The following is a 22,430-nucleotide window of genomic DNA, read 5'->3' on the forward strand; positions in this document are numbered from 1 at the left end:
TCCAATGATCCTTCTCCGCTCATTGTTCCCCCTCCCCTCTCCCCTCCCATTCCCGATCGGTTATCACTTCCCACCAAAATCACAGCCTTTCATATCAAACTTTAAAGTTTTGTTGCAAAATGATCATCTTTTTTTCACATTCCGATGAACCACATGCGATTTTTCGTTTTTAAGGGTGTCAAATGAAAATCGTTTCACAAATTTTAAATAAAAACGAACGAATTCTTAATCACTCTTAGTACGACCGCATCCATTTGGGTAACGGTTATACTAATATCTCTCGTAATGAATTAAAAAGAGTGAATAACATCATGTCTGAAAGTGATAAAGAAAAACAAAAACTCTACTATCCTTCCCCTGAGCTTGCGACCACCGCACGTGTCAAAAACATGGAAGAATACAAGAAAATTTGGAAACATTCCGTGGAAAAACCACGCGAATTCTGGGCTGAAGAAGCTAAAATGGTTGACTTCTTTACTCCTTATAAAGAAGTATGGACTGGTTCCACCGATGATGACTTTGTAGGCAAATGGTTTACCGAAGGGAAACTCAATGTTGCGTACAATTGTATTGATCGCTGGGTTGAAAAAGGTTTTGGTGATGAAGAATCCCTTATCTGGATGGGTGAAGATGATACTATTAAATCTTATTCCTTCAGCCAATTAAAGGATGAAGTTAGCAAAGCAGCCAACGCATTGAAATCACTCGGTGTCAAAAAAGGAGATCGTGTCTGCCTCTGGCTCCCTATGATTTCTGAACTCGCCATTATTATGTTAGCCTGTGCCCGAATCGGTGCCATTCACTCTATCGTCTTTGGTGGATTCTCTGCTGAATCAGTGAAAGACCGAATTGATGATTCTGAATGTAAAGTCCTCGTTGTGGCTGATGAAGTCAAACGAGCTGGCAAAGCCAAACCAATGAAAATTAACTTGAAAGGTATTATTGAACAATGTCCATCCATCGAACATGTTGCTGTTGTCAAAGTTACTGGCAATCCAACCTACGAATATGAAAAAGACGTTGATTTCTCTGCTTTAATGGCTACACAATCTGCCGATTGCCCATGTGAACCAATGGATTCTGAAGATGTCCTTTTCATCCTCTACACCAGTGGAACCACCGGCAAGCCAAAGGGTGTTGTGCATACCACCGGAGGCTACCTCGTTTATGGAATGTCCACCAACAAATACGTCTGGGATTACTCTTGTCTTCTAGACCTCAAAGGTGCCGAACCAAAAGATCGTGATGTCTGGTACTGCACCGCTGACATTGGCTGGATTACTGGTCATACTCAAATCATCTATTCCCCTCTTGCACTCGGTGCTAAAACCGTTATGTATGAAGGTACCCCCACATGGCCACACAAAGGTCGTTTCTGGGAAATTTGTCAAAAATTAGGTGTTACTCATTTCTACACCGCACCAACCGCTATTCGTGCTCTCATGAAATACGGAGCTGAAGAAGTAAATAAATGGGATCTCTCCAAGCTTAAAATGTTAGGCACCGTAGGAGAAGTCTGCAACTGGCCTGAGTGGAAGTGGTACTGGGATGTTGTAGGAAAAGGAACTGGTGGAGAAAAACCAGTCGGTCGTCCAATTGTCGATTCTTATTGGCAAACAGAGACCGGATCTTATATGATGGTCAATTTTGGCTCTATTACCCCAATGAAGCCTGGATCTTGTACATTCCCATTCTTCGGATGCAATCCAGTATTATTAAATGAAGAAGGTGAAAAAATCAACACTCCTATGACCCAAGCCTACTTTGCCTATGATATGCCATGGCCAGGTTTAATGCGAACCGTCTGGGGAGATCATGACCGATTCGTGTCCACCTACTTAACCAAATTCAAGAACCATTACTTCACTGGTGATTATGCTCAAATTGATGAAAAAGGCTATTACTTTATCTTAGGGCGATCCGATGATGTAATCAAGGTGTCTGGCCATCGCTTAGGGTCTGCGGAAGTGGAAGCAGCAATTAACTCCCACGATGCAGTTGCCGAAAGTGCAGTCTGTCCATACCCACACTCAATGAAAGGATCCACCATCTTTGCTTATGTAACCTTAATGAGCGGAGTAGAAGGAAATGAAGAATTAAAAACCGACATTGTGAAACACGTACGTGCGATGGCTGGACCTGCTGTGAAGCCTGAAGTCATCATGTTCTCTGATGCGTTACCAAAGACCCGATCCGGAAAGATTATGCGACGTGTCTTAAAGGCTATTGCCCTCCAAGGCGATATTGGCAACGTAATGACTTTAGCTAACCCTGAAGTTGTCCAAGCATTAGTGGACGAGCGTGCCAAACTCGGCGAAATCAAATTCTAAGTCTGAGCAATCAGAACTTATTATTTATCTTTTTTTTTCTACCTTATGATAAAAAAACCATTTTCGATATTGATGGCATTATTTTTGTCCAAGTGGGAGATATCTTCTTTGATGCGTTTATCCTGATGAAGTCTCCGTTCTAAGAAATCACGAAAGGATAAATTGGCATAAATTCTAATGAAATTATGTTCCATCGGGTCCAATTTTGAGTTTTGTAAGATTTTTTCAAAGATCTGAATTAAGCAATCTTCGATCCATAAGCTTTCTTGATAATTTTGCATTGTTTCAAAGGAAGGAAATGGAATATAATTGAGGCGGGTATCAAAGCTAATATCAAAATTTTCTGAAATTAATCCAATGGCTTGATCCCAATCACCTTCTTGACCGCTAAAACAAAGAACAACCTCAGGAAAAAAATAACGGTATAATATTAAACAGGCTTCCACCATCATACCATAGGGTCTTCGTCCTGTATTTACAATGTCGCATATATCAATGGTTAGACAAAGGGGTTTAACCCGAAGAATTTCCAAAGGATCCATTGCTAAATCATGGGAATCCCGATTATACCATTCTTGATCATCGTCATCATAATAGCGTTGAGTTCCATCCCCACCTCCAAAGACAACCATCCGTGAATTGAATTTTGGTTTTTTGTATTGATAATCTCCATCCAGAAAGAGTGGAGATCTCCAATATTCGGGAGCTGCAGTATACGAATATCGGGGCATTTTTCGGTAGATTCGTTTGCAAGCTTGAATAAATTTCAACCATGTGGTGCGGGAATGCACCCGATAAGGGGAGTAGTATAGGTGGGTGTAATCCATAGTATTGTGATCATTCAAGATTATTTAAACCCGAAAAGAAAGGAAGGGACGAATTTGGGTCAATTATCTGGAATAGTGAATTATTTTAATTTAACGGAGACATCGGAAACAGATCATCAACTTCCGGTTAGAATGAAAAAAGAAGGGATAGATGTCGGTTTTTTAATCCGAGATAACCCTTCAAAGAAATAATGGTGGGGATCCAAGTGAAAGTATTCGCGATACCAATGATGCACATCATACATTAAAACAAGAGCAGAAAAACCATCCGGTCGCAAGCTATGGATACTAAGAAATTCATCTCCTTGGGGGGCTTCTAGCACGATTTCTCGATAGGGAAAAACAATTTGATCTGGATTCCAAGGATGTTTCGGATCCACATCCCGATTGTAAAGTTCAATTTCCACTTGGAATTCGTCAAAAGTATATTCTTCGGTTGAGAATCCCCAACACACATGTTGTAAGAGATGGTTATATTGTTCCATAGTATGTGATAAAAGGAAAGAATTTAAAACAAAACTTTTAATGAGCAAAGATGTTTAATGAAATGGATTATATATAAACGCTTAGTTTAGTCTCTTTATCTTCCTTTTGGATTTGGATTTCTGTTTTTTCTCCTTCAAAAGTTCGCGTACATCAACAAGTCGATGTTTACCATAGTGTTTCTCGAATAATTTCTTCAATTGATAGTTATTGAGATGAAAATGTTCTTTGAGTTGAGCGTGAGATAAATTCTGATTTAATTGAGTCGATAGATCATTCTCTGGAATTTTCAGATATTCATAGTCTTTTGTACTAGATTGAGATATTTTTTTATTGCGATCATCAAGTTTCCCTTTTGAAACGTGATACTTTTTTCGAATATCAGATAAATTTCGGGTTCCTTCGGCCCAATACATGAAATTTCGGATATAATTTTGAGAAATATTAAACTTGTCACAGAGTTCTTTATAGGTTTTACCTGCTTTAATATGATCTATTAATTCATCCTTTTTGGCTTGAATATCGGATTGAACAGAAGAATTATTCTTGTTTGCCAGATGGTGAGAGTCAAAAAAAGAAATTTCCTTAGTGGAACATTGTTTGTCGACTTGAGGGACTGTTTCTCGAATGTTGGCTGCTAATTTTCCCTCGGAAATATGTTTACAATGTTCTTCAGGTAATTTCTGTTTCCAATTAGGATGATTTTCCCCCTTAATAAGTTCGCTCAATAATTTTCGAGTCTTATCTGACACATCTCTACCAATTTGAGAAGCAGCAATATTATCTTTATGTTCTTGAGATAAATTTTTTCCTCCATTCCATGCTTTTCTTCCTTTTGAGCTCTTTGATTTTCTTCGACAGGTTTCCTCGGATTGCTTTTTTCCCGTATTAGATTGCCTTGTTTTTTCATTTTGCTCTTCTGTATTGAACCCTCCACTGCCTCCAATGCGCATGTTATAGCCAACAGCCGGATTTAATGTGTTATATTTCACCATATAATAGCCTTCCAACCGTTGCATGGTCCATTTATTAATATTTTTCACCGAATGGATCTTTTTCATGTAAAAATTCGAAGGACCGTACTTCGCCATAGCATGAGCAAGATGCGTTTTACGAAACGTTGGAAGACAGGGATTTTATATTTCTCCTGATGTAGATTTCAAATCAATAATAAAAATTTACCAAAATGAAATCCAAAGTTTTCATAACGAAATTCTGTTATGAGAAGTTCATGAGTTGAAGAATTTCGCTTATTTAGTTCAGAAAAGAAAGGATTAAAAAAAAAAAAATTTATTCATAATTTGAAGTACATATATTCAGAATACGTCATTGCACATAATCATCTTTATTGTTTGAATCATCATTTATCTTTCAAATCAATTTGTCCAAAAACAATTATACTTAAAATGATGAGAAATATGGGCATTAGCAATTCTGGATAAATTTGTCTAAATAGAGAAATAAATTCCACAGTATTCCCATCTATAGTTTTTGGTCTTAAGTAATTAATTTGCGAATCCATTAGAAAACGGATAGTAATATTACTTAAATTAAGTTTTCTTAAGAAAGGTTCACCCAAAAATATATATGTCAGATGTAAAACAAAACTTTGAATAGTATTCCTAAGAAATAGGGACAACATAAAAGATATTGCTAAAGTTACGGGAGTAATTAAAATAATTACACAATATCCAACCCAGATTGTACTATTTGACAATGGAAAATTGTATAAATTTACCGAAAGACCTATAGAGAAAAAAAATGTTATTGTCTCAAAAAAAGTGATAATTAAAAAGATTGTCAGATATTTTCCAAGGAATATATTTTTTTTTCTAATAGGTGTGGTCATTATCGATAGGAGAGTATTATTTTTAAATTCTTTAGATATGATGTCACAACTTGTAAACACAATAAAAAATCTAAAAATATACATAATCCCCCAAATATTACCCCAAATCAACCGATGAAATTCATCAGCATTTGGAATCAATTCTATCGGAGTTTGTATATAAAATAGGGGTGGAATCAAAATGCTTACTAATATCATTACCCAAAATCTAAAATCCTTTGAAAAATCTTTCAATGTCATTCGGGAAATTTCGTAAAACTGTTGTATTGTGTTCAAGATTAGAGTCTCCTTTTATTTTTTTTCTTTAGTCTATGGATCTACATCAATTACTTTTGATATCAAGAAATTTGAAAGATAAGATACATAACATTAATATACCTGAAGAAATGATTAAGAATGGAAAAAAAGGGATGATTATTGCAATACTGTAATGAAAAGTATTATTTTTTATATCTTCTTGAAAAATATTTATTATTGATTCAACGTTATGGGAAATCGATAGATATTCACTTTCTTTAAAACGTTCTACAATAGGTTCAGCAATGAAAATAAATAAAAGGTGCAATATAAGGCTATTAATCGGCTTTTTTATTAAAACAGATAATAAGATTGAAATTGAAAGTGTTATTACATTTGCCATTATTAAAGAAAAATAGCCAACCCAAATTACACTATTTAATATTTGAAATTCGTATCCAGAATTAGTGATCATAACTAAAATTAAATATGCTATTGACTCGATCAAAAATAATAGGAAGCAATATGTAAAAAATCTCCCCAGAATTAGTCTATGCCTAGATATTGGATTGACAGTTAGAGGGAGAATTGTTGAATTATGATATTCTGCGGAAATAATGTCAAAGGTCAGAAAAATCGCCAGATATCTGAATATCACGATAAACTCAATTAGATTAGGCCAGACAATGATATCATGAAAAGTTTCGGAATTTCGGACTAATTCTATTAGATAATCAGGAATTTTGTACGCCAGAATTATTGGGAGCATGAAAACAAAACATAATGTAACTAAAATTCGAAAATCCTTCAAATAAATTTTCAGAGTCATTCTAACTACTTCTATATATTGTTGAGAACGCTTCATTTCAAATTCCACCATTAATAATATCCCGATATATTTTCCCTAATGTGCCTAATTGAGGACGAAGATCAAAACAATAATTCCTTTCCAGCATTAATTTATTGATTACCTCTGGTTGATCTGTTTTAAAAGTGATTATTCCATCTGCTTCCAAATTTAGATTTGATATTAAATTAGTTTGATTTTTCAAGAAAGATTTCATTTCATCTATAGATTGAGATTTGTGGGAGAATTCCAATGAAAAATTTTGATGTTTCATATTACCTGCAATGGAATTAAGTTTTCCATTCAAAACAACTTGCCCACTTTTAAAAATCGCAATATCAGATGCTAATTGCTCTGCCTCATAGGTTTCATGGGTTGTAAAGATTATTATTGAATCCTTCTTATATCGTTTCTTAATTAAATGAATTATATCATCCCGTCCTATCGGATCTAAATTTTGAAATGGTTCATCTAAGATAATTAAATCTGGATTTCCTATAAAAGCACGAGCCAAAGCCAATCTTTGTTTCATTCCATGAGAATATGTCCGTGTTTTTTTTTCCCAGAATGAATCAGGAATATTAACCCATTTAAGCAACTCTATTGATTTTTCCTTAATAATACTTTTCTTATTAAAACCTTTTAATCTAAAGAACAGTCTTAAATTTTCCTCTCCTGATAAATTTGGATAAAAATCACCGTTCTCAGGAAGAAAACCAATCCTATGGAAAATTTTAGAACCTTTAGTAAATGGATCCAAGATTTCATTTTGATAATAAACTGATCCACAATTTTTTTTTATTAAACCTAAAATCATCAATAAAGTTGTTGACTTCCCTGCACCATTTGGACCCAAAAATGCATGAATTCCTGGATTAATTTCAATTGAGAGATCTTGAACTGCAAGAAATGACCCATATTTTTTTGTTAAGGAATTTAATTTTAATGTCTTATCCATGATTTTGAACTCGAAAGTTTAAAATTGGGAATAATATTAAATGTTTTTTATTTCAGTCTAAGAAGAGATAAAACACTGAAATTTACTCTTTTGGAATAATGGAATAAAAAATAAATCTTTTTTCCAGTAATGTCTTCAAAAATTATATGGAATCATTTTTAACCACCGATATTGTATATAAATACGCCTACTACGGCAAAAGGTAAAATGAAGCATTATATTATGTTCTTATAATCTATCTTTTTTTTTCTACTTCTTGGAAATAATTTAACAGCAATTTTTAATGCAATAAAGTAAAAAAGCTCAAATTTTGAACAAAACTCGGAAAATGCAATTACAAATCATTGAAATCCCTTAAATTGCTGCTCATCGCTGTCAAGATCGCTTTCCAGATCGGGATTATTAATTTTGTCAAATTCAAGACTATTCCACATATAGTATTTCTTTAAAAGCGAAATAAACGTTTCTCCCCACATACTTACCTTTTGAATCGCACGTAACAATCGGGCTTCCGAAAATTCGGAAAAGTAGAGACGAGTCCATCCAAAGGTAATATATGGCCGTGTTTCAAAAGGGAGCTCTGGATAAATGGAACCCAAGAAAGATATTTTATGCAGTTCCAGCAAAAATAGTTGGGATTGTTCAGTTGTCACATCGAAAATGAAATCCCGTAAGGTTTGAGGAAGACTAAAACTACTTGTGAGATAGATATGATCCTATTTTTTTTTTAATTTGGAGCAAAACATCCATACCGCTTTCAGAACTATGGCTCTCGGGGGGAGTTGTATCAGATAGTGACCCATTCTGAATTATAGAAAAGTTCGTTGCAGTTCTTTGGTATTTTGCAGTTCGAAGATATTACCTCATTCCTTTTTAAGCCAGAGTGAGAATTCAAGGACATGCTTATTGATAGATCCATGTATCAATTTTTCTATTCCCATTTGGTGGAAACACCTTCAATCTCTTGGAAACCTAAAAGGAGAAATCTCCTACACTATCTGTTAATTGGAGGTATAATTTATGGAAGCATCATGATCCCAACGTATGTGGGGGATTTTCGCTTAGCAGAAATTACTTCGGTTAATGTAACCCAACCCATTGTGGTAGGGCAAATCGGGCAGGTTGAAGTGAGTGGAATTTTTCGAAGTATCGGATCTCCGGTTCATCAACGGTGCATTATAAATCCGATAACCAAGCAAATCCAGTTGTTCATATGGCAAAGTCATGATGCTCCATATCAAGCGATGTGCTATTTTTCGGTGAATTTCACCGTATCGGTCCATTTGTCGGGGACCTGGGAAGTAAACTGTCACTCCGTCATATTTTACATCAAAGTTCCAACTGCATCCGAATAGAGAGTTCTAGGGATGAAATTTCTACGAGTTACAGGAGTTTTTGATATTATAATAACTATATAAGTGTGTGGTGATGGGTGGCTCCCTGGAGGAGTGATATCAGATTGCGCCCCATACCGAATAAAAGGAGGGTTTAAATCTCCTGATTTTATCAATATTCTAATTAATATAGCTAGCAGTATATCCCTTAACCTTCACTTAGAAAACCACTAAGTTACTCCGGATATTTATCACATTAAAAACAGCCATTGCCAATCCAAACCTTGGAGCAGCAGTTGCTATCAATGCACCCCATAGAAATAGGTGCCAATCTCCGAGGTTTATTATGCTCATCAAAATAATTAAAAATGTAATTTGATTAATCAAACCAATGAGAATTCTCACCATATGCGGTTCAATACGCCCAAATGGCTTGACGAACACATTGCTTGAAGAAACTGTCGATGAGCTAAAAAAAATCGTTCCAAAGTCGGAAGTAGAACGAATTCAAATCTCAGATGTGAAAATTAATGTATGCAAAGTGAGTTGTAATTCAGTATGCTCAAATAATCCCTATCAATGTGTTCAGCAGGATGATTTTCAACTTATTCTAAACCAAATGAAACATGCAGATATGATTCTGCTAGGTGCTCCCCAATATTTTCGAGCCCCGCCTGCACAATTTCATGTATTAATCGAACGACTCGTAGCTTCTTTTTTCAACTATGAATGCAGCAATCCAAAAGGAGAAAGTTCTCCGGTCCATGGAAAACTATGTGGAATAATCGCCACTGCAGAATATTCAAACCCCTATGTAATAATGGAATATTTAGCAGATTTCTGTCGCATTCTCAAAATGCGGAATGTCGTATTGGATAATTTTCCCTATCTCGGAGTAGCAGGGCAACGAAGTATTGAGGGGACAGAGATCTTTCATCCCCATCAACGGTGCAAAGAATTGGCCCAAAAATTGGTCAATTTGTCAAAAGTACTACAATAATTCATTTTTTTAGCATAATCACAAAAAATTTTTGACTTCATATTATTTCGCTCATCCAATCCAACCTTCATTTGGAGATCAACATAAATTTTGAAATGGGAAATTCTCAATAATCTCATCAATTTGAGAGAGGGTAACAACATTCTCTATATGATTTCGAATATGAAACAGATTACTCTTCAAGTTTCCCGCAGTATTGCACTCATTTATTGCTTTCAACGCATCAAAGAAAGAAATATCAATAAATTTTCCTACGTTAGGTTCCAGCTGCATAATGTTTTTTTCTAAGAGAAGTTTGGCAATTTTTTGATTGTAAATTTGGGGATCTTGGCAATTGACTAAAATAAGTGTCAGATTCTCCATTAATTGCAAATATTGATCCAATTCTTGCATTTTTCGATCTGAGAGGGATTGATTTGTTCTATTCAGTAATCTAATATATTTATTCAAAACGCTGGTAATATAACTCGCACTCCATCCCATTCTTAAATAATTAGATCGAATCGTTTTAATGGTTTGGAACCATTTTTCTTCACTTTGAATATCTTTTAAGTGAGAAAGTAGCAGGCGATTTTGTTTGAAAATATGATGGATTTCATTTTCAATATACACCTTATCTGCATGGAAAATACCCTTCATTCCCACAATGAGCATCGCTTGACCGCTGGGAACGACTTTTGCAATCATTTTCATTCTCAGTGTTTGGGGTGCCGCTCTAAAGCCGAGTAATTGATGACACTTGAAACACTGACCGATATTTCCTAGGAATTCAAAATTGTCTTCCCCACAGGTGTGTATCACAGGGACGACATTATTATACAGACGTTTCATCCCGCATTCAACGCATTCATGGGCATCACAATTGACGCACTTAAAAAATTGATTCTCGCTTATCATTTTCCCACATATCGGACATTTTTCTTTCTTATACCTTGGCGAGTTATTGAATTGATCTAAAACGTTTAACCTACTCTCATCAAATATCCCAATATCAATTTTGCCGGATTTTGGATTTTGTATTGAAAAGACTGGATCGTAACCCTTTTTTCGTAGCTTTTCTATTACTTTTGGCACTTTTTTCGGAGAATTGACTGTGTGTAAAACTTTCAAGAACGGTCCTGGATCTAAATTCATCATTTTTTTTTGCCTACAGTTTGTGCTTTAGTTAGTAATTATTCTTTTGACATTTGAGTAAATAAAGATTTCAATCAATGATTCCCATCCCGAATAATGAAAAAATACTAAAAAAAGAAGTAGATAAAAATGAAACGAAAAAAATTTTGATCATTTTGAGTGATTCAAAATAAATCGGCCATTTATGATGTAATCCTCAGATCTTTTCAAACCTTGCATGCATGAGAAGGCATTTTTCTTCCAAGATCAAGGGTTACTTGAAAAAAATGTTCCCAAACAGGGAGAATAAGTTGCCTAAATTTTTATAGAGGGTGGGTTTACATTATAGTAGTATGGGGGAAAAGACAAAAATCCAGATCAAGAAAAAAGCCTTGGGGATCTTGGTAGGACTTGTAATCATAGGAGGAGTTGCTGTCTCGAGGTGGGGACGGTCCTATTTGGAGCATATTCCTTATAGCCGTCATTCATTCACGGTAACCGAACTGATTCATCCCCCTAATGCTTCCGAAGATGAAACAATTACGGTAGAAATTCACGCCTTTAGTAGGTCAGGGTTCTCAGAAGACGATTTATATCTCTCCAAATCGGTTCTGGGGAAAAGAGTTTCGGGGGGGTTTTACTATTATTTGGATCCAAAAGGGGGGTATATTCAAGCCTTAGTGCCGGTGGTTCGGAATATCACCTTGAGTTTTGCATGTCCTGGAAATTGGACCCTTAGGATAAATGAGTATACCTCTACCATTCTTATCACATGAAATACGCTGCAGTATAGCGTAATGAGATTATTGAAGAGTTTGCAGGATCAGACCGCTTTGTAATTTCTCTGTCTCAAACTTCAAAATATCAAAAAAGAAAAACTATATTATATCGGATAGCAGAATAAATTTGGGTAAGAGATAAAAATAATGGTCGAACAATTTTCACGTTACATTAAACTTGAGAGCCCCTCATGTTTCCTCATATATTCATCAAAAAGTTCAACGAACTCCATAGTACAGGTGGTATCAGCAATCGGAACCCTCTTGAAGGAGCTAAAAGTGAAACCATTTGTGATTCATGACAAATATTGGGATAGACCCCATGGAATTTTACAAATTGGAACAATTATTGACCAATGTTCCTTTGGTATCATAATATTGGATGGATTTACTCGAAGATTGGCGATTGAAGTCATGAATCTCTCTCACGTGTATAAAAAACATTTTGACATTCCGTTTATCTTTTTACAAAGTAAGAGTGACTACACCGATTTTAAAACCCAGAAGAAAAATTTTGCTCTGTTTTCGAGTTCACTTTGGAATTTTTCGGACCAATATCGGATCGGGACGCAAATCGATGTGAGTAAATGCTTCACGGATTTTTGTGAAAGTAATGTTTTGTTTTTTTTTGATAGAAATGATAAAAATGACCTGAAATTAATACAATCAGAAATCGCGAAAAAAATTGAAAAGAAGTTCCACATAAACCTCCAAAACTTAAATTGTTTGAAAGAATATCGTCCTGAAGCAGAAAGAATCGAAGAAGACATCTTAATTGATCGCAAGACCTTACTCAAATATCATAATACCCTCCTGCTTAGACAGGATGCAGAAGTATTACTGGAATTGGAATCATTCCTCAACGAGCCCATTATTAGAAGATCCAATATTATAAAAGAAAAAACAAGAAAAAAAATAATAACCTTCTGTCAATTGGGATATTGGGAAAAGGATAGAAGAATAACTAAACTGGTTATCTCCAACAAAAATATGTCCCACCTCCCTGAAAATTTTGGAAATCTTACCAAACTCACCTATCTGAATTTGGAGAAGAACAACTTATCTACCCTTCCTGCAAGTATCTGCGATCTAACAGATCTCACAGGATTACATTTACGAAAGAATCAATTGACGAACCTTCCTGAGGCAATTGGAAAATTAGGTCACCTCTCTGAACTTTTATTGGATGGAAATCAGCTCCTTATTCTCCCCGATAGTATTGGCAAGCTGACCGAACTGAAATTTTTAAAATTGGAAGAAAATTTTTTGACGACTCTTCCGAGAAGTATTGGAATGCTCATAAGACTCACAGATCTGAATCTCGATGGTAATCAATTAGAGGCACTTCCTGATGAAATTGGTCATTTGGCATCACTTACATATTTGCGTCTAATGAGAAATCGCTTGACAAAGCTTCCTGAGACATTATATAATCTCAGAAGCCTAAAATTCTTATTCTTGAATAATAATCAGATTTCAACGTTTGCAGAAAGTTTCCAATTTCCTAAATCTCTTTCCTATCTGGATCTTTGCGGAAATCATACAAATTTTCCCCCTTTTCTGAAAGCACAATTAGAAGAACAGAAATGTTTGATTTTATTGAAATATAAGTAGTATGGGGACTATTTACAAGTCTATGTGGTATTATTGCTCCAAACCCTTGTATTGGATATAAGATTTTAAGGGATGCGATCTAATGTATCATGATGCGATCGAAAAAACTGAGGGTCAAAGAATTTATCCTCCGCCATTTAGGACTGGTTTTTGCTGGGATCATCATTGTTGGGTTAAGTTTAGTAGTGATTGCATTATTATATGCCATCCCCATACTTTATTATGTGTCGGTTTGTGGTACGTTGGGTTCGGGGTATGGTTATTCTGTACTTGATAAGCGGGAACGGGATAAAAAGAAATTGGTGGATTTCAAGCAAATTCTCCAATCAATGGGTCGGATCGAAATCACGGAAATGGCGAAACTGTTGCAGGTAGCGGAATCTTATCTACAAGAAAAATTATTGCTGTGGATGAAAGAAATACCGTTCCTTATTGAATCTTCGAATCCAAAGAGGGCGATCCATGGGGTATTCTTCTTAGAAAGTTTTTTTGCTTTGTACGAAATGTGGAAACAGTTGCCATTAAAAGAGCAAAAGCCACCTATGGTGTATCGGGAGATTCTGATTGATCAAATTAAACAATTGATTGGAACGGATTTGGATTCTTTTGGTGCCAAAATGAATCTATACCTTGATTCTATCTAGACTCCTTTAGATGTTTTTGAAAATGTAATAATTATTACTTTTAACTTGATTTAATTGCCACTTTCCCTAAAATAAATCCATTTTACATTAATTGGGAATCTGCACTACAAAATACTTTGCTGAAATAGTTTTTTATGAAAAATTAAAGTTCTTAAAATTCTTGATCGTAGCCTTTAACATGTTTAAATTCATTTTCTGAAGAAAATATTACAAAAAAGAAAGGCAATTTAATATTCATCAAAAATGTGCAAATTACCCTGTATAAACTGCAACATTGTTAATATAACTTGTATCTTCATTTTCAAATAGATAAATTCGTGTGTCTATAGGATTATTCGCATCATAAAAGTAAATTTCACTTTTCATAGAATATGATGTTGCATAAGATATTTTTGGGCGAATATGGATACTATATCCGCTCAGATGTAGGTCTATTGTCGCACCTCCATACACTTCAGTTGTTTTCTTTATTGTATGAGAATATGTAGAAGCTGCCCCTGCAGGATACTTCCATTCAAAATTATCAATAGTAGGCTGAGATATAATGGGATTTGGTACTTCGGAAAATGGATACTCCAATGAATACGATAATTCCGTTAATCCAACATATCCCGGCGATTCTGACTCAATAAAGGTAGTTTCTTGTATGTAATGTAGTTGATTTGCGCTTGCAAATTTAAAACCTGTTGCTTTTACTGATCCTTTATAATTTTTAATAAGGATTATATCCCCAGTAGCTTGATTTGCAGTCCATGACAATTCAGTTTCATAGTTATCTTCACTAGTGGTTCCGATATCAAGTACAACTTCAAGATAGTCTAATTCACTTCCCCATTTCTTTCCGATAGCAACTTCTAAAGATATTTTTGTGGAAATTGTTTCTGTGATAGTCAATTTTTGCCAACTTTCTTCCCCGGAAGGTGCATAAATTCGAGAAATAAATAAAGGGATTTCCTGATCTTCTAGAATTTCAACTTCCACGTTTTCATCACATGTATCAATTTTAACATTATCAATGTAAACAGAATACGCTGAGCTATGAGAAATACTTTTAGTTGTAATTCGTATTCCTGAAGGAATATCTGTGTTATCCTTGATATTCATTGGTCCAGCTATTAAAACAGAGTTCAAATATATTTTACATCTTTGAATATTAGTATCATGCCAATAAAATAGGAAATCGATTTGATACATTTTTCCAACATCAATATCTGCACGATGATCCCAATTGGGTATTGCTAAACCTGATATATCCACATCAAGTCTATTTTCTCCCAAACGAATCTTCTTTTGCTCATGTCCATCCTCATCTAGAATTTCAATATAGGCATATTGATTATTCACATTTGTTTCTAAGCCAACTTCTACAGAAAATAATACTGGAGCGTTTTCAGGGATATTTTTTGATTTTTCAATTTCCACATTTCCTCCAAACAGACCATAACTTTCATCAATCAATCTTACTACTTTTCCAGGTCGGTTAGTCCAACTTGGTGCATTAATAATAGTTGCTGCACAATCCGTATCTTCCTCAATTGTCCAACTGTTTAACGAATCTCCGTTCACATCTTTATCAAAGTGATCTCCAAAAGGATCCATCGAATCTAATGGATTAGTAAGGTAAGTTAAAATTTCTTCTCCATCTGAAAATTCATCCCCATCCGAATCCGCTTCGGTCGGGTCGGTGCCTAAGTCCACTTCTTCCCCATCTTCCAACCTATCCCCATCCGAATCATCATTCTTAGGATCGGTTTTATAACCAAAAGAAGAATAGATTTCATCCGCATCCGAAATACCATCGTCATCCCAATCAAGAGGGTTTACACCGCCAATATTCAACCCTGTGTCTTCTTCAAAACGATCCAATAATCCATCTAAATCACTATCTGTCTGTTCTACGGCGAAGTTGGCGATTTTCCAGGTTCGCCCTCCATCATAAATCCAAGCTTTAATTTCCGTAATCATGGCTAAGGATCGGATCCATCCATATCGGACCAGTTCACCATCCCAAGTGGTCTTCATAAATTTATTTATTGGGGAATTAGGGATTATTTCGATTTCGAGATGGTGGTAAACGTTGGGAGTATTACTATCATAGATATCCAGTCCAGTTTTATCTAAGTATTTGGTTCCATCGAACATGCGAATCTTTCCTAAAGCGGGTTCAATTTTGAGTAAAACATACTTTCCATCAGCAAAAGCAACATGGATAATTTTGACATTATCATCACTAAATTGGAGATCACACGAGAGGTATAACATTCGATTTGGATTTTCATAGGCATTATAGGTAAAGGAAGCTCCTGATGTTGATGGAGATTGGAGGACTGCAACATTATTAATGCCAGAACCATAATTTTCCAAACTAATACTTCCTACATCATTAATTGGATCAAACACTGTAGGGTTATAGTATACTAACGGATTATAGCCAGCAGTGTTCGCTTCAAAATAGTCTGAATATCCATCTCCATCCGTATCGGGATTTAAAGGATCTGTGCCGATCATATCTTCATCTTGATCTACTAATCCATCTTGATCATTATCAAATTCAAGATTGCCAACATACCATATGTTTGATTTATACATACCTAACAACATGCTGGTAAATATTTCAGTATCTGGTGAATTGATATAAAGTGATAATCCGCCGAGTAAATGGCCATTCCAATAGGTTCGCCATAATTTTTGACCGGAATTTTGTTGGACGATTTTAACAACTAAATGGTGATCCGTATTTGCCTGGAACCCACCAAATTGAGTATTAACAGAATTAACATCATGATAAATGGTGCCATCGTGAAGTCGGATTTTGCTATATTGAGGTTCAAATTTGATTAAAAGTGCCTTATTATTTCCAAAATAAAATCGCAAGAAAGTGGTTTGTTTTACTGTAAACTTAATGTCACATTCAAATTGGAGCACATTTCGGGACATCTCCAGATTTCGTTCTTTATATTCAAAATAACTCCAAGTAGTGCCCGTTGAGGTTAATTTGGATATATCACTTTCGAGATAACTCACTGATCCAGTGCCACTAAGAGATTTGAAATCTACCTGATTATCAGCAACATAGATTGTACTCTGAGCTCGCATGGTTCGCATAGCAAAATCTCGAATATCACTAGAACTCTCTAATGTGACGGGTGTATTCAAAGCGCCGTCATCGAGATACATCATCAATTCTTTTGTTGTAGTGCTTGATTGAGTAACCCTCAACTGAAAAGTGTACCATTGATTGGTGTTATACTTTAGATTCTGTGCTTGGTTTTCCATAACTAAATCATCGTATGTATAAGTAGAAATCCAATCACTCTCAAAACGGATGATGAAATAATCCCCATCTTCTAGAAAAACGTATAATTGTTTTCTCAAACCATCTCCAAATTTTAAACTACATTGGAAATAAAAGTTTTCTTCGCCAAGGCCAGTTCCAGTATAATAAAACCAGGAAACATCAGAAGTTCCAGCAGTTAAAGCATAAATCTCCGTTATATCTCCCTCATTAGCGACATTTACGATGGTTGCAGCATCGTTCGTACTATAGGTGACTTCCCAGTCTCCGTCAGCATCTCCTACTTCTGCACTGACCAAAGACAAGTCATTTTGGGGTAGGATCGGGATCATTAAGAATCCCAATGCGAGTATCAAGACAATTTTTTTATTTTTCATTTTTTTCCCTTGTATTTAGGTTTTTTTAGTATCCATTTCACGAATACATCCTATGAAAATGATCTTGAGGTCTTAAAGAGGTGTGGCCAAAACTTTGAATGCCAATTTTGTCATAGTCTTTGTTTTGTATCCATTGGCAAAAATAAAAAAAAAACCCACACCTCTTTAAATGCGTTTTGATCTATTTGTGGAGTATACACGAAAATTTCAAGAAAATGATAAGCAAATAATGGGAACAGATTGGTAGTATTTCCACTTAAAAAAGAAAAAAGGGAGTCTAATGAAAGAAATTCCCCCAGTTTTTCTTTCTTCCTTTCTCTCCCACGATCTGGATTTATTTTTCTTGGATAGATTTTTTAAAAACCGAATGCAAGTATAAAATATTGGAAAAGATAACTTATGAAATCAAGTAAAAAAAATACCTATTTAGGCATTCTGACGCTTATACTCCTTGGTTTTTCTGGTGCATTTTCACTACTATCACCAAGGGATCAAAACAATTTGAGAGCACCCTCTGTTGCTGACAATTCTCCCCTTTTATATGTTAATTTTGAAAATACTCTCACCAGTTCCACGGGGGAGACTGGAATCACAAATGGAAATTGGGAATATAACACAACCGATGCAATTTTGGATTCTTATTCTGTCTATTTACCTGGAGAAAACAAAAATCACATCAAATGGGATTATGGAAGTGCCTTATCTGAGGGGACTATGGAATGCTATTTCCATCCGACCTCCTTAGGGGATATTCCTAGCGCATTTTACATCATGCAGGCAGGAGAATATTTTGACTCCTATATTGGGCTCTATCATCGACAATCTGGAGAATTATTCGCTCAATTTGTTGAAGATGGACCAATAATTCATACTTTGAAATCTAGCATTAATATTACTGCGGATCAAACCTATCACTTTGCTTTAACTTGGGGCGCACGGGGGGTTGAATTATGGATGAACGGTTTTCTCGTAGCTTCAGATCCAGATCTCACCAATGGATTGGATAGTGCAACTCGATACTATGGTATTGGGAATGTACCTATGGGTTCTTCCACAAATTCAGGAATTGGGTTCTGGGATGAGTTTCAAGTAAGTGATTTTCAGAAAGATTCCTTTGTTTCAACAACCGATGTGTTAGGTGATAAACTTCCTGCACCCACTTTGAATTCCATTCCATCTCCCGATTCTGATGGAAACGTTTCCCTATCTTGGAATAGTGTTTCTGGAGCAGATCTGTATCACGTTTTTCGGTCAAATCAATCTATCTCTGAAATTAATGGGACTCAAACTTTAATCAATACTACCGATCAATTGATTTGCGAGGATATCGAGTTGGAAGAGAAAACCTATTATTATGCCGTTGTGGCTCAAAATACCAGTGGGTTTTCGAATACATCTAATTGTGAATCCGTAGTTATTACTTATCCTCCAGATTTAGTTGATGCCAATACTGTATTATATTGTGGGTTTGAAAATACCTTAGCTAGCTATTCTGAACATACTGCCATTACAAATGGGGGGTGGAGCTATGAAGAAATTAGTCCTCTGGTGGAAACATCGTCAGTTTCATTACTAGGAGAAAATAAGAATCATGTCAAATGGGATTATGGAAGTGCTCTTAGCGAAGGAACTATTGAATGTTTTTTCCGTTCGACAAATCTTGAGTCCTCTACCGGCGCAAAATATATTTTACAAGGTGGAGATTTGTTTGATGGGTCGTTTGGAGTATATTACTATAAAAATGGAATTCTACGCGCTCAACATGTAGACGGTGGAACAATTTATACTTTAGAATCTTCGGTAAATATCACATCAAATCAAACCTATCATATCGCCTATTCCTGGGGATCCCGGGGCATTGAGCTATGGTTGAATAATGAGATCGTAGCCTCAAATAATACAATTCAAATGGGATTAGAAAGCTTTACTCGTTATTATGGGGTAGGAAATACTCCTATGGGTTCTTCTACCTTTTCTGGTTTAGGTTTTTGGGATGAATTTCGATTAAGTGACATTCAACGGGATTCTTTTACTCATCTTGATGGGATAATTGATGAAAAACCTGGGACACCCTTATTGAACCCAATTGAATCTCCTGATTCCGATGGAAATATTTCTTTATCTTGGAATTCTGTCATCGGAGCAGATACTTATTTAGTGTACCGATCGACCCAACCAATTTCTGAAATTAATGGGACTCAAACTTTAATCAATACTACCGAGGAGTTGACTTGTGAAGATCTCAATTTGGGTGAAAACACTTATTATTACGTCGTTGTGGCTCAGAACGCAAGTGGATTTTCCAACATGTCCAATTGCGAGTCTGTAATAATATCGTTATCTTCCGGTTTTGAGGATGAACATACTTTGTTGTTTTGCGAATTTGAGAATTCTCTCGCAAGTTCAACGGGTGAAAGTGGAATCACTAATGGAAATTGGGACTACAATACAATTAATGCGTTAGTAGATTCCACTTCGCTTTATTTACCAGGTGAAATCAGAAATCATATTAAATGGGATTACGGAAGTGCCTTATCTGAAGGAACAATGGAATGTTATTTCCGTCCAACCACACTTGGAGATATTCCAAGTGCATTTCACATCATGCAAGCGGGAGAGTATTATGATTCCTATATTGGGCTTTATCATCGTCAATCCGGTGAACTTTTTGCCCAATTTATTGAAGGGGGATCGATTATACACAGTTTGAAATCCAGTAAGAATATTTCTGCGAATCAAACATATCATTTTGCGTTAACATGGGGTTCACGGGGGGCGGAATTATGGTTGAATGGTCAAATTACTGCATCAGATCCGACGATTACGAATGGATTATATAGTACAACTCGATACTACGGTATTGGAAATGTACCTATGGGTTCTAATACAAATTCAGGTATTGGATTTTGGGATAACTTCCGGCTCAGTGACATTCAACGGGATTCCTTTACTTATATATCGGATGTTATTGGTGAAAAACCATCTAATCCTATGTTGAATTCTATTCCATCTCCTGATTCCGATGGAAATATTTCTCTATCTTGGAATAGTGTTTCTGGAGCCGATCAATACCTAGTGTATCGATCTCCTCAATATATTTCTGAAATAAATGGGACTCAAACTTTAATCGATATGACCAATCAGTTGACTTGTGAAGACCTCAATTTAGATGAGGGACTTTATTATTATGCTATTGTTGCGCAAAATGCAAGTGGTGTATCTAATTCATCAAATTGTGAGTTGGTTGTGGTTGTTCTTCCTCCAGATTTAGTGGATGAACATACGTTATTATATTGTGGTTTTGAAAATACTTTAATGAGTTATTCTGGTCATTCCGCAATAACTAATGGAGGGTGGAGCTATGAAGAAAACAATCCGCTGGTAGAATTATCTTCAGTTTCATTACCTGGAGAAAACAGAAATCACATAAAATGGGATTATGGAAGTGCCTTATCTGAGGGAACAATGGAATGCTATTTCCGTCCAACCACACTTGGAGATATTCCAAGTGCATTTTATATTATGCAAGCTGGGGAGTATTATGATTCCTATATTGGGCTTTACCATCGTCAATCCGGTGATTTATTTGCCCAATTTGTTGAAGGGGGATCGATTATACACAGTTTGAAATCCAGTGAGAATATTTCTGCGAATCAAACATATCATTTTGCGTTAACATGGGGATCACGGGGGGTGGAATTATGGTTGAATGGTCAAATCGTCGCTTCCGATAATACACTAAATGATGGGCTTTATAGCACAACCAGATACTATGGTATAGGAAATCTCCCAATGGGTTCTAATACAAATTCGGGTATTGGATTTTGGGATAACTTCCGGCTTAGTGACATTCAACGGGATTCTTTTGGGGATATTGCTAAAATTGTCGGTGAAAAACCTTCTTCCCCTACTTTAAACTCTGTAGAATCACCCGATACTGATGGAAACATCACACTTTCTTGGAATTCTCTTAAAGAAGTTGATTCTTATAATGTTTATTCATATTCTTCATGGTTTGATTCAGTAAACGAATCAATCGACATGAAGGTTTCAACTAATTTAACTGAATATACTGAGAACAATCTTCTAAATGGAACATATTATTATGCGGTTTCTGCCTGGAATTCTAGTGGTAGATCATTGCTCTCCAATTGTATCAAAATTGAAATTGCAATTCCATATATTCCACCCGTCGAACCTGAGTGGACTAATGGAACTTGGCAAGATGTTGGTATAGGGGTGAGTACATTCATATGTACTGATGAAAATTTAAATATATGGATGGTCATCAAAATCGGGAGTGATATTACAACTGAAATTCGCTTAACTTACTATCAGACCAATCCTCTTGTTGGTACGATACCTGAAAACGTCTCATTGGAACATTTTTATCAAGTGGAAGTGCTAAATACCTCTTCTATTAGTTATTTATCCGCAAGTTTTTATTTTGGGGATCCAAAATACTCAGAAGAAGATTTATCCACAATGTGCATGTATCAATTTATGGATTCGGAATGGAAAGAACCTACTCTACTTCAATCAAAGTATGAGAACAATATTTTTATGACAGATATATCTGCAAATGCCTATTTTGCCTTAGGAAATGATCTAAATCCTGAACTCCCAACTACTTCATCACCATTTAAAATCCCTGGCTATGATGGGTTCTATTTTGCAGCAAGTGTGTTTATTTCATTTTATATACTCCTAAGGAGAAGAGGTATAATAAAAAAGTAATAAAAC

General features: G+C 35.5%; 17 protein-coding genes. 7 read left to right on the plus strand and 10 right to left on the minus strand.

The features are described from left to right. Window positions 1–311 precede the first annotated feature (311 nt). Window positions 312–2,330, plus strand: coding sequence for an acetate--CoA ligase (gene acs / locus NEF87_RS25490; RefSeq protein WP_457918058.1), 2,019 nt, complete (start codon window positions 312–314; stop codon window positions 2,328–2,330). Window positions 2,331–2,368: 38 nt separating this feature from the next. On the opposite strand, the gene NEF87_RS25495 is transcribed toward acs, so the two are convergent. The 7 genes from NEF87_RS25495 to NEF87_RS25525 all read right to left on the minus strand — a co-directional run bounded on the left by NEF87_RS25495 (window position 2,369) and on the right by NEF87_RS25525 (window position 8,184). After that, entirely contained in the window at window positions 2,369–3,157 is a 789-nt protein-coding gene (locus NEF87_RS25495; RefSeq protein ID WP_457918059.1) for a hypothetical protein, read from the minus strand. A gap of 116 nt (window positions 3,158–3,273) precedes the next feature. Further along, complete coding sequence (locus NEF87_RS25500; RefSeq protein WP_457918060.1) at window positions 3,274–3,642, minus strand: hypothetical protein; 369 nt, start codon at window positions 3,640–3,642, stop codon at window positions 3,274–3,276. A gap of 81 nt (window positions 3,643–3,723) precedes the next feature. Next, on the minus strand, window positions 3,724–4,683 hold the full coding sequence (locus NEF87_RS25505; protein WP_457918061.1) for an NUMOD3 domain-containing DNA-binding protein: 960 nt from the start codon (window positions 4,681–4,683) through the stop codon (window positions 3,724–3,726). Between the two features lie 317 nt (window positions 4,684–5,000). After that, a complete protein-coding gene (locus NEF87_RS25510) occupies window positions 5,001–5,765 on the minus strand; it encodes an ABC transporter permease (RefSeq protein ID WP_457918062.1) in 765 nt (254 codons plus the stop codon). Window positions 5,766–5,811: 46 nt separating this feature from the next. After that, on the minus strand, window positions 5,812–6,591 hold the full coding sequence (locus tag NEF87_RS25515) for an ABC transporter permease (RefSeq protein WP_457918063.1): 780 nt from the start codon (window positions 6,589–6,591) through the stop codon (window positions 5,812–5,814). A 1-nt stretch (window position 6,592) separates the two neighbouring features. After that, window positions 6,593–7,531, minus strand: coding sequence for an ABC transporter ATP-binding protein (locus NEF87_RS25520; RefSeq protein WP_457918064.1), 939 nt, complete (start codon window positions 7,529–7,531; stop codon window positions 6,593–6,595). Between the two features lie 341 nt (window positions 7,532–7,872). Then, a complete protein-coding gene (locus NEF87_RS25525) occupies window positions 7,873–8,184 on the minus strand; it encodes a hypothetical protein (RefSeq protein WP_457918065.1) in 312 nt (103 codons plus the stop codon). Window positions 8,185–8,430: 246 nt separating this feature from the next. On the opposite strand from NEF87_RS25525, the gene NEF87_RS25530 reads away from it, so the two are divergent. Beyond that, entirely contained in the window at window positions 8,431–8,886 is a 456-nt protein-coding gene (locus NEF87_RS25530) for a hypothetical protein (RefSeq protein WP_457918066.1), read from the plus strand. Between the two features lie 198 nt (window positions 8,887–9,084). Here NEF87_RS25530 and NEF87_RS25535 read toward each other — a convergent pair whose 3' ends face one another. Beyond that, on the minus strand, window positions 9,085–9,219 hold the full coding sequence (locus NEF87_RS25535; protein ID WP_457918067.1) for a hypothetical protein: 135 nt from the start codon (window positions 9,217–9,219) through the stop codon (window positions 9,085–9,087). Between the two features lie 37 nt (window positions 9,220–9,256). Here NEF87_RS25535 and NEF87_RS25540 point away from each other — a divergent pair, with 37 nt between their 5' ends. Beyond that, the gene (locus NEF87_RS25540) at window positions 9,257–9,865 is read left to right on the plus strand and encodes a flavodoxin family protein (protein WP_457918068.1); all 609 of its coding nucleotides are present in this window, start codon (window positions 9,257–9,259) and stop codon (window positions 9,863–9,865) included. 78 nt (window positions 9,866–9,943) lie between these two features. On the opposite strand, the gene NEF87_RS25545 is transcribed toward NEF87_RS25540, so the two are convergent. Beyond that, a complete protein-coding gene (locus NEF87_RS25545; RefSeq protein ID WP_457918069.1) occupies window positions 9,944–11,002 on the minus strand; it encodes a hypothetical protein in 1,059 nt (352 codons plus the stop codon). Window positions 11,003–11,331: 329 nt separating this feature from the next. Here NEF87_RS25545 and NEF87_RS25550 point away from each other — a divergent pair, with 329 nt between their 5' ends. The 3 genes from NEF87_RS25550 to NEF87_RS25560 all read left to right on the plus strand — a co-directional run bounded on the left by NEF87_RS25550 (window position 11,332) and on the right by NEF87_RS25560 (window position 14,015). Beyond that, the gene (locus NEF87_RS25550; protein ID WP_457918070.1) at window positions 11,332–11,754 is read left to right on the plus strand and encodes a hypothetical protein; all 423 of its coding nucleotides are present in this window, start codon (window positions 11,332–11,334) and stop codon (window positions 11,752–11,754) included. Window positions 11,755–11,904: 150 nt separating this feature from the next. After that, entirely contained in the window at window positions 11,905–13,371 is a 1,467-nt protein-coding gene (locus NEF87_RS25555) for a leucine-rich repeat domain-containing protein (RefSeq protein ID WP_457918071.1), read from the plus strand. A gap of 92 nt (window positions 13,372–13,463) precedes the next feature. After that, the gene (locus NEF87_RS25560; protein WP_457918072.1) at window positions 13,464–14,015 is read left to right on the plus strand and encodes a hypothetical protein; all 552 of its coding nucleotides are present in this window, start codon (window positions 13,464–13,466) and stop codon (window positions 14,013–14,015) included. Between the two features lie 252 nt (window positions 14,016–14,267). Here NEF87_RS25560 and NEF87_RS25565 read toward each other — a convergent pair whose 3' ends face one another. Then, window positions 14,268–17,687, minus strand: a complete 3,420-nt coding sequence (locus NEF87_RS25565; protein ID WP_457918073.1) for a hypothetical protein — start codon at window positions 17,685–17,687, stop codon at window positions 14,268–14,270. Window positions 17,688–18,086: 399 nt separating this feature from the next. On the opposite strand from NEF87_RS25565, the gene NEF87_RS25570 reads away from it, so the two are divergent. Further along, window positions 18,087–22,424 (plus strand): LamG-like jellyroll fold domain-containing protein, encoded by a 4,338-nt coding sequence (locus tag NEF87_RS25570; protein ID WP_457918074.1) that lies wholly within the window; start codon window positions 18,087–18,089, stop codon window positions 22,422–22,424. The last annotated feature ends 6 nt before the right edge of the window (window positions 22,425–22,430 follow it).

Source organism: Candidatus Lokiarchaeum ossiferum (genome assembly GCA_025839675.1).
Taxonomy (GTDB): Archaea; Asgardarchaeota; Lokiarchaeia; order Sigyniarchaeales; family Promethearchaeaceae; genus Lokiarchaeum; species Lokiarchaeum ossiferum.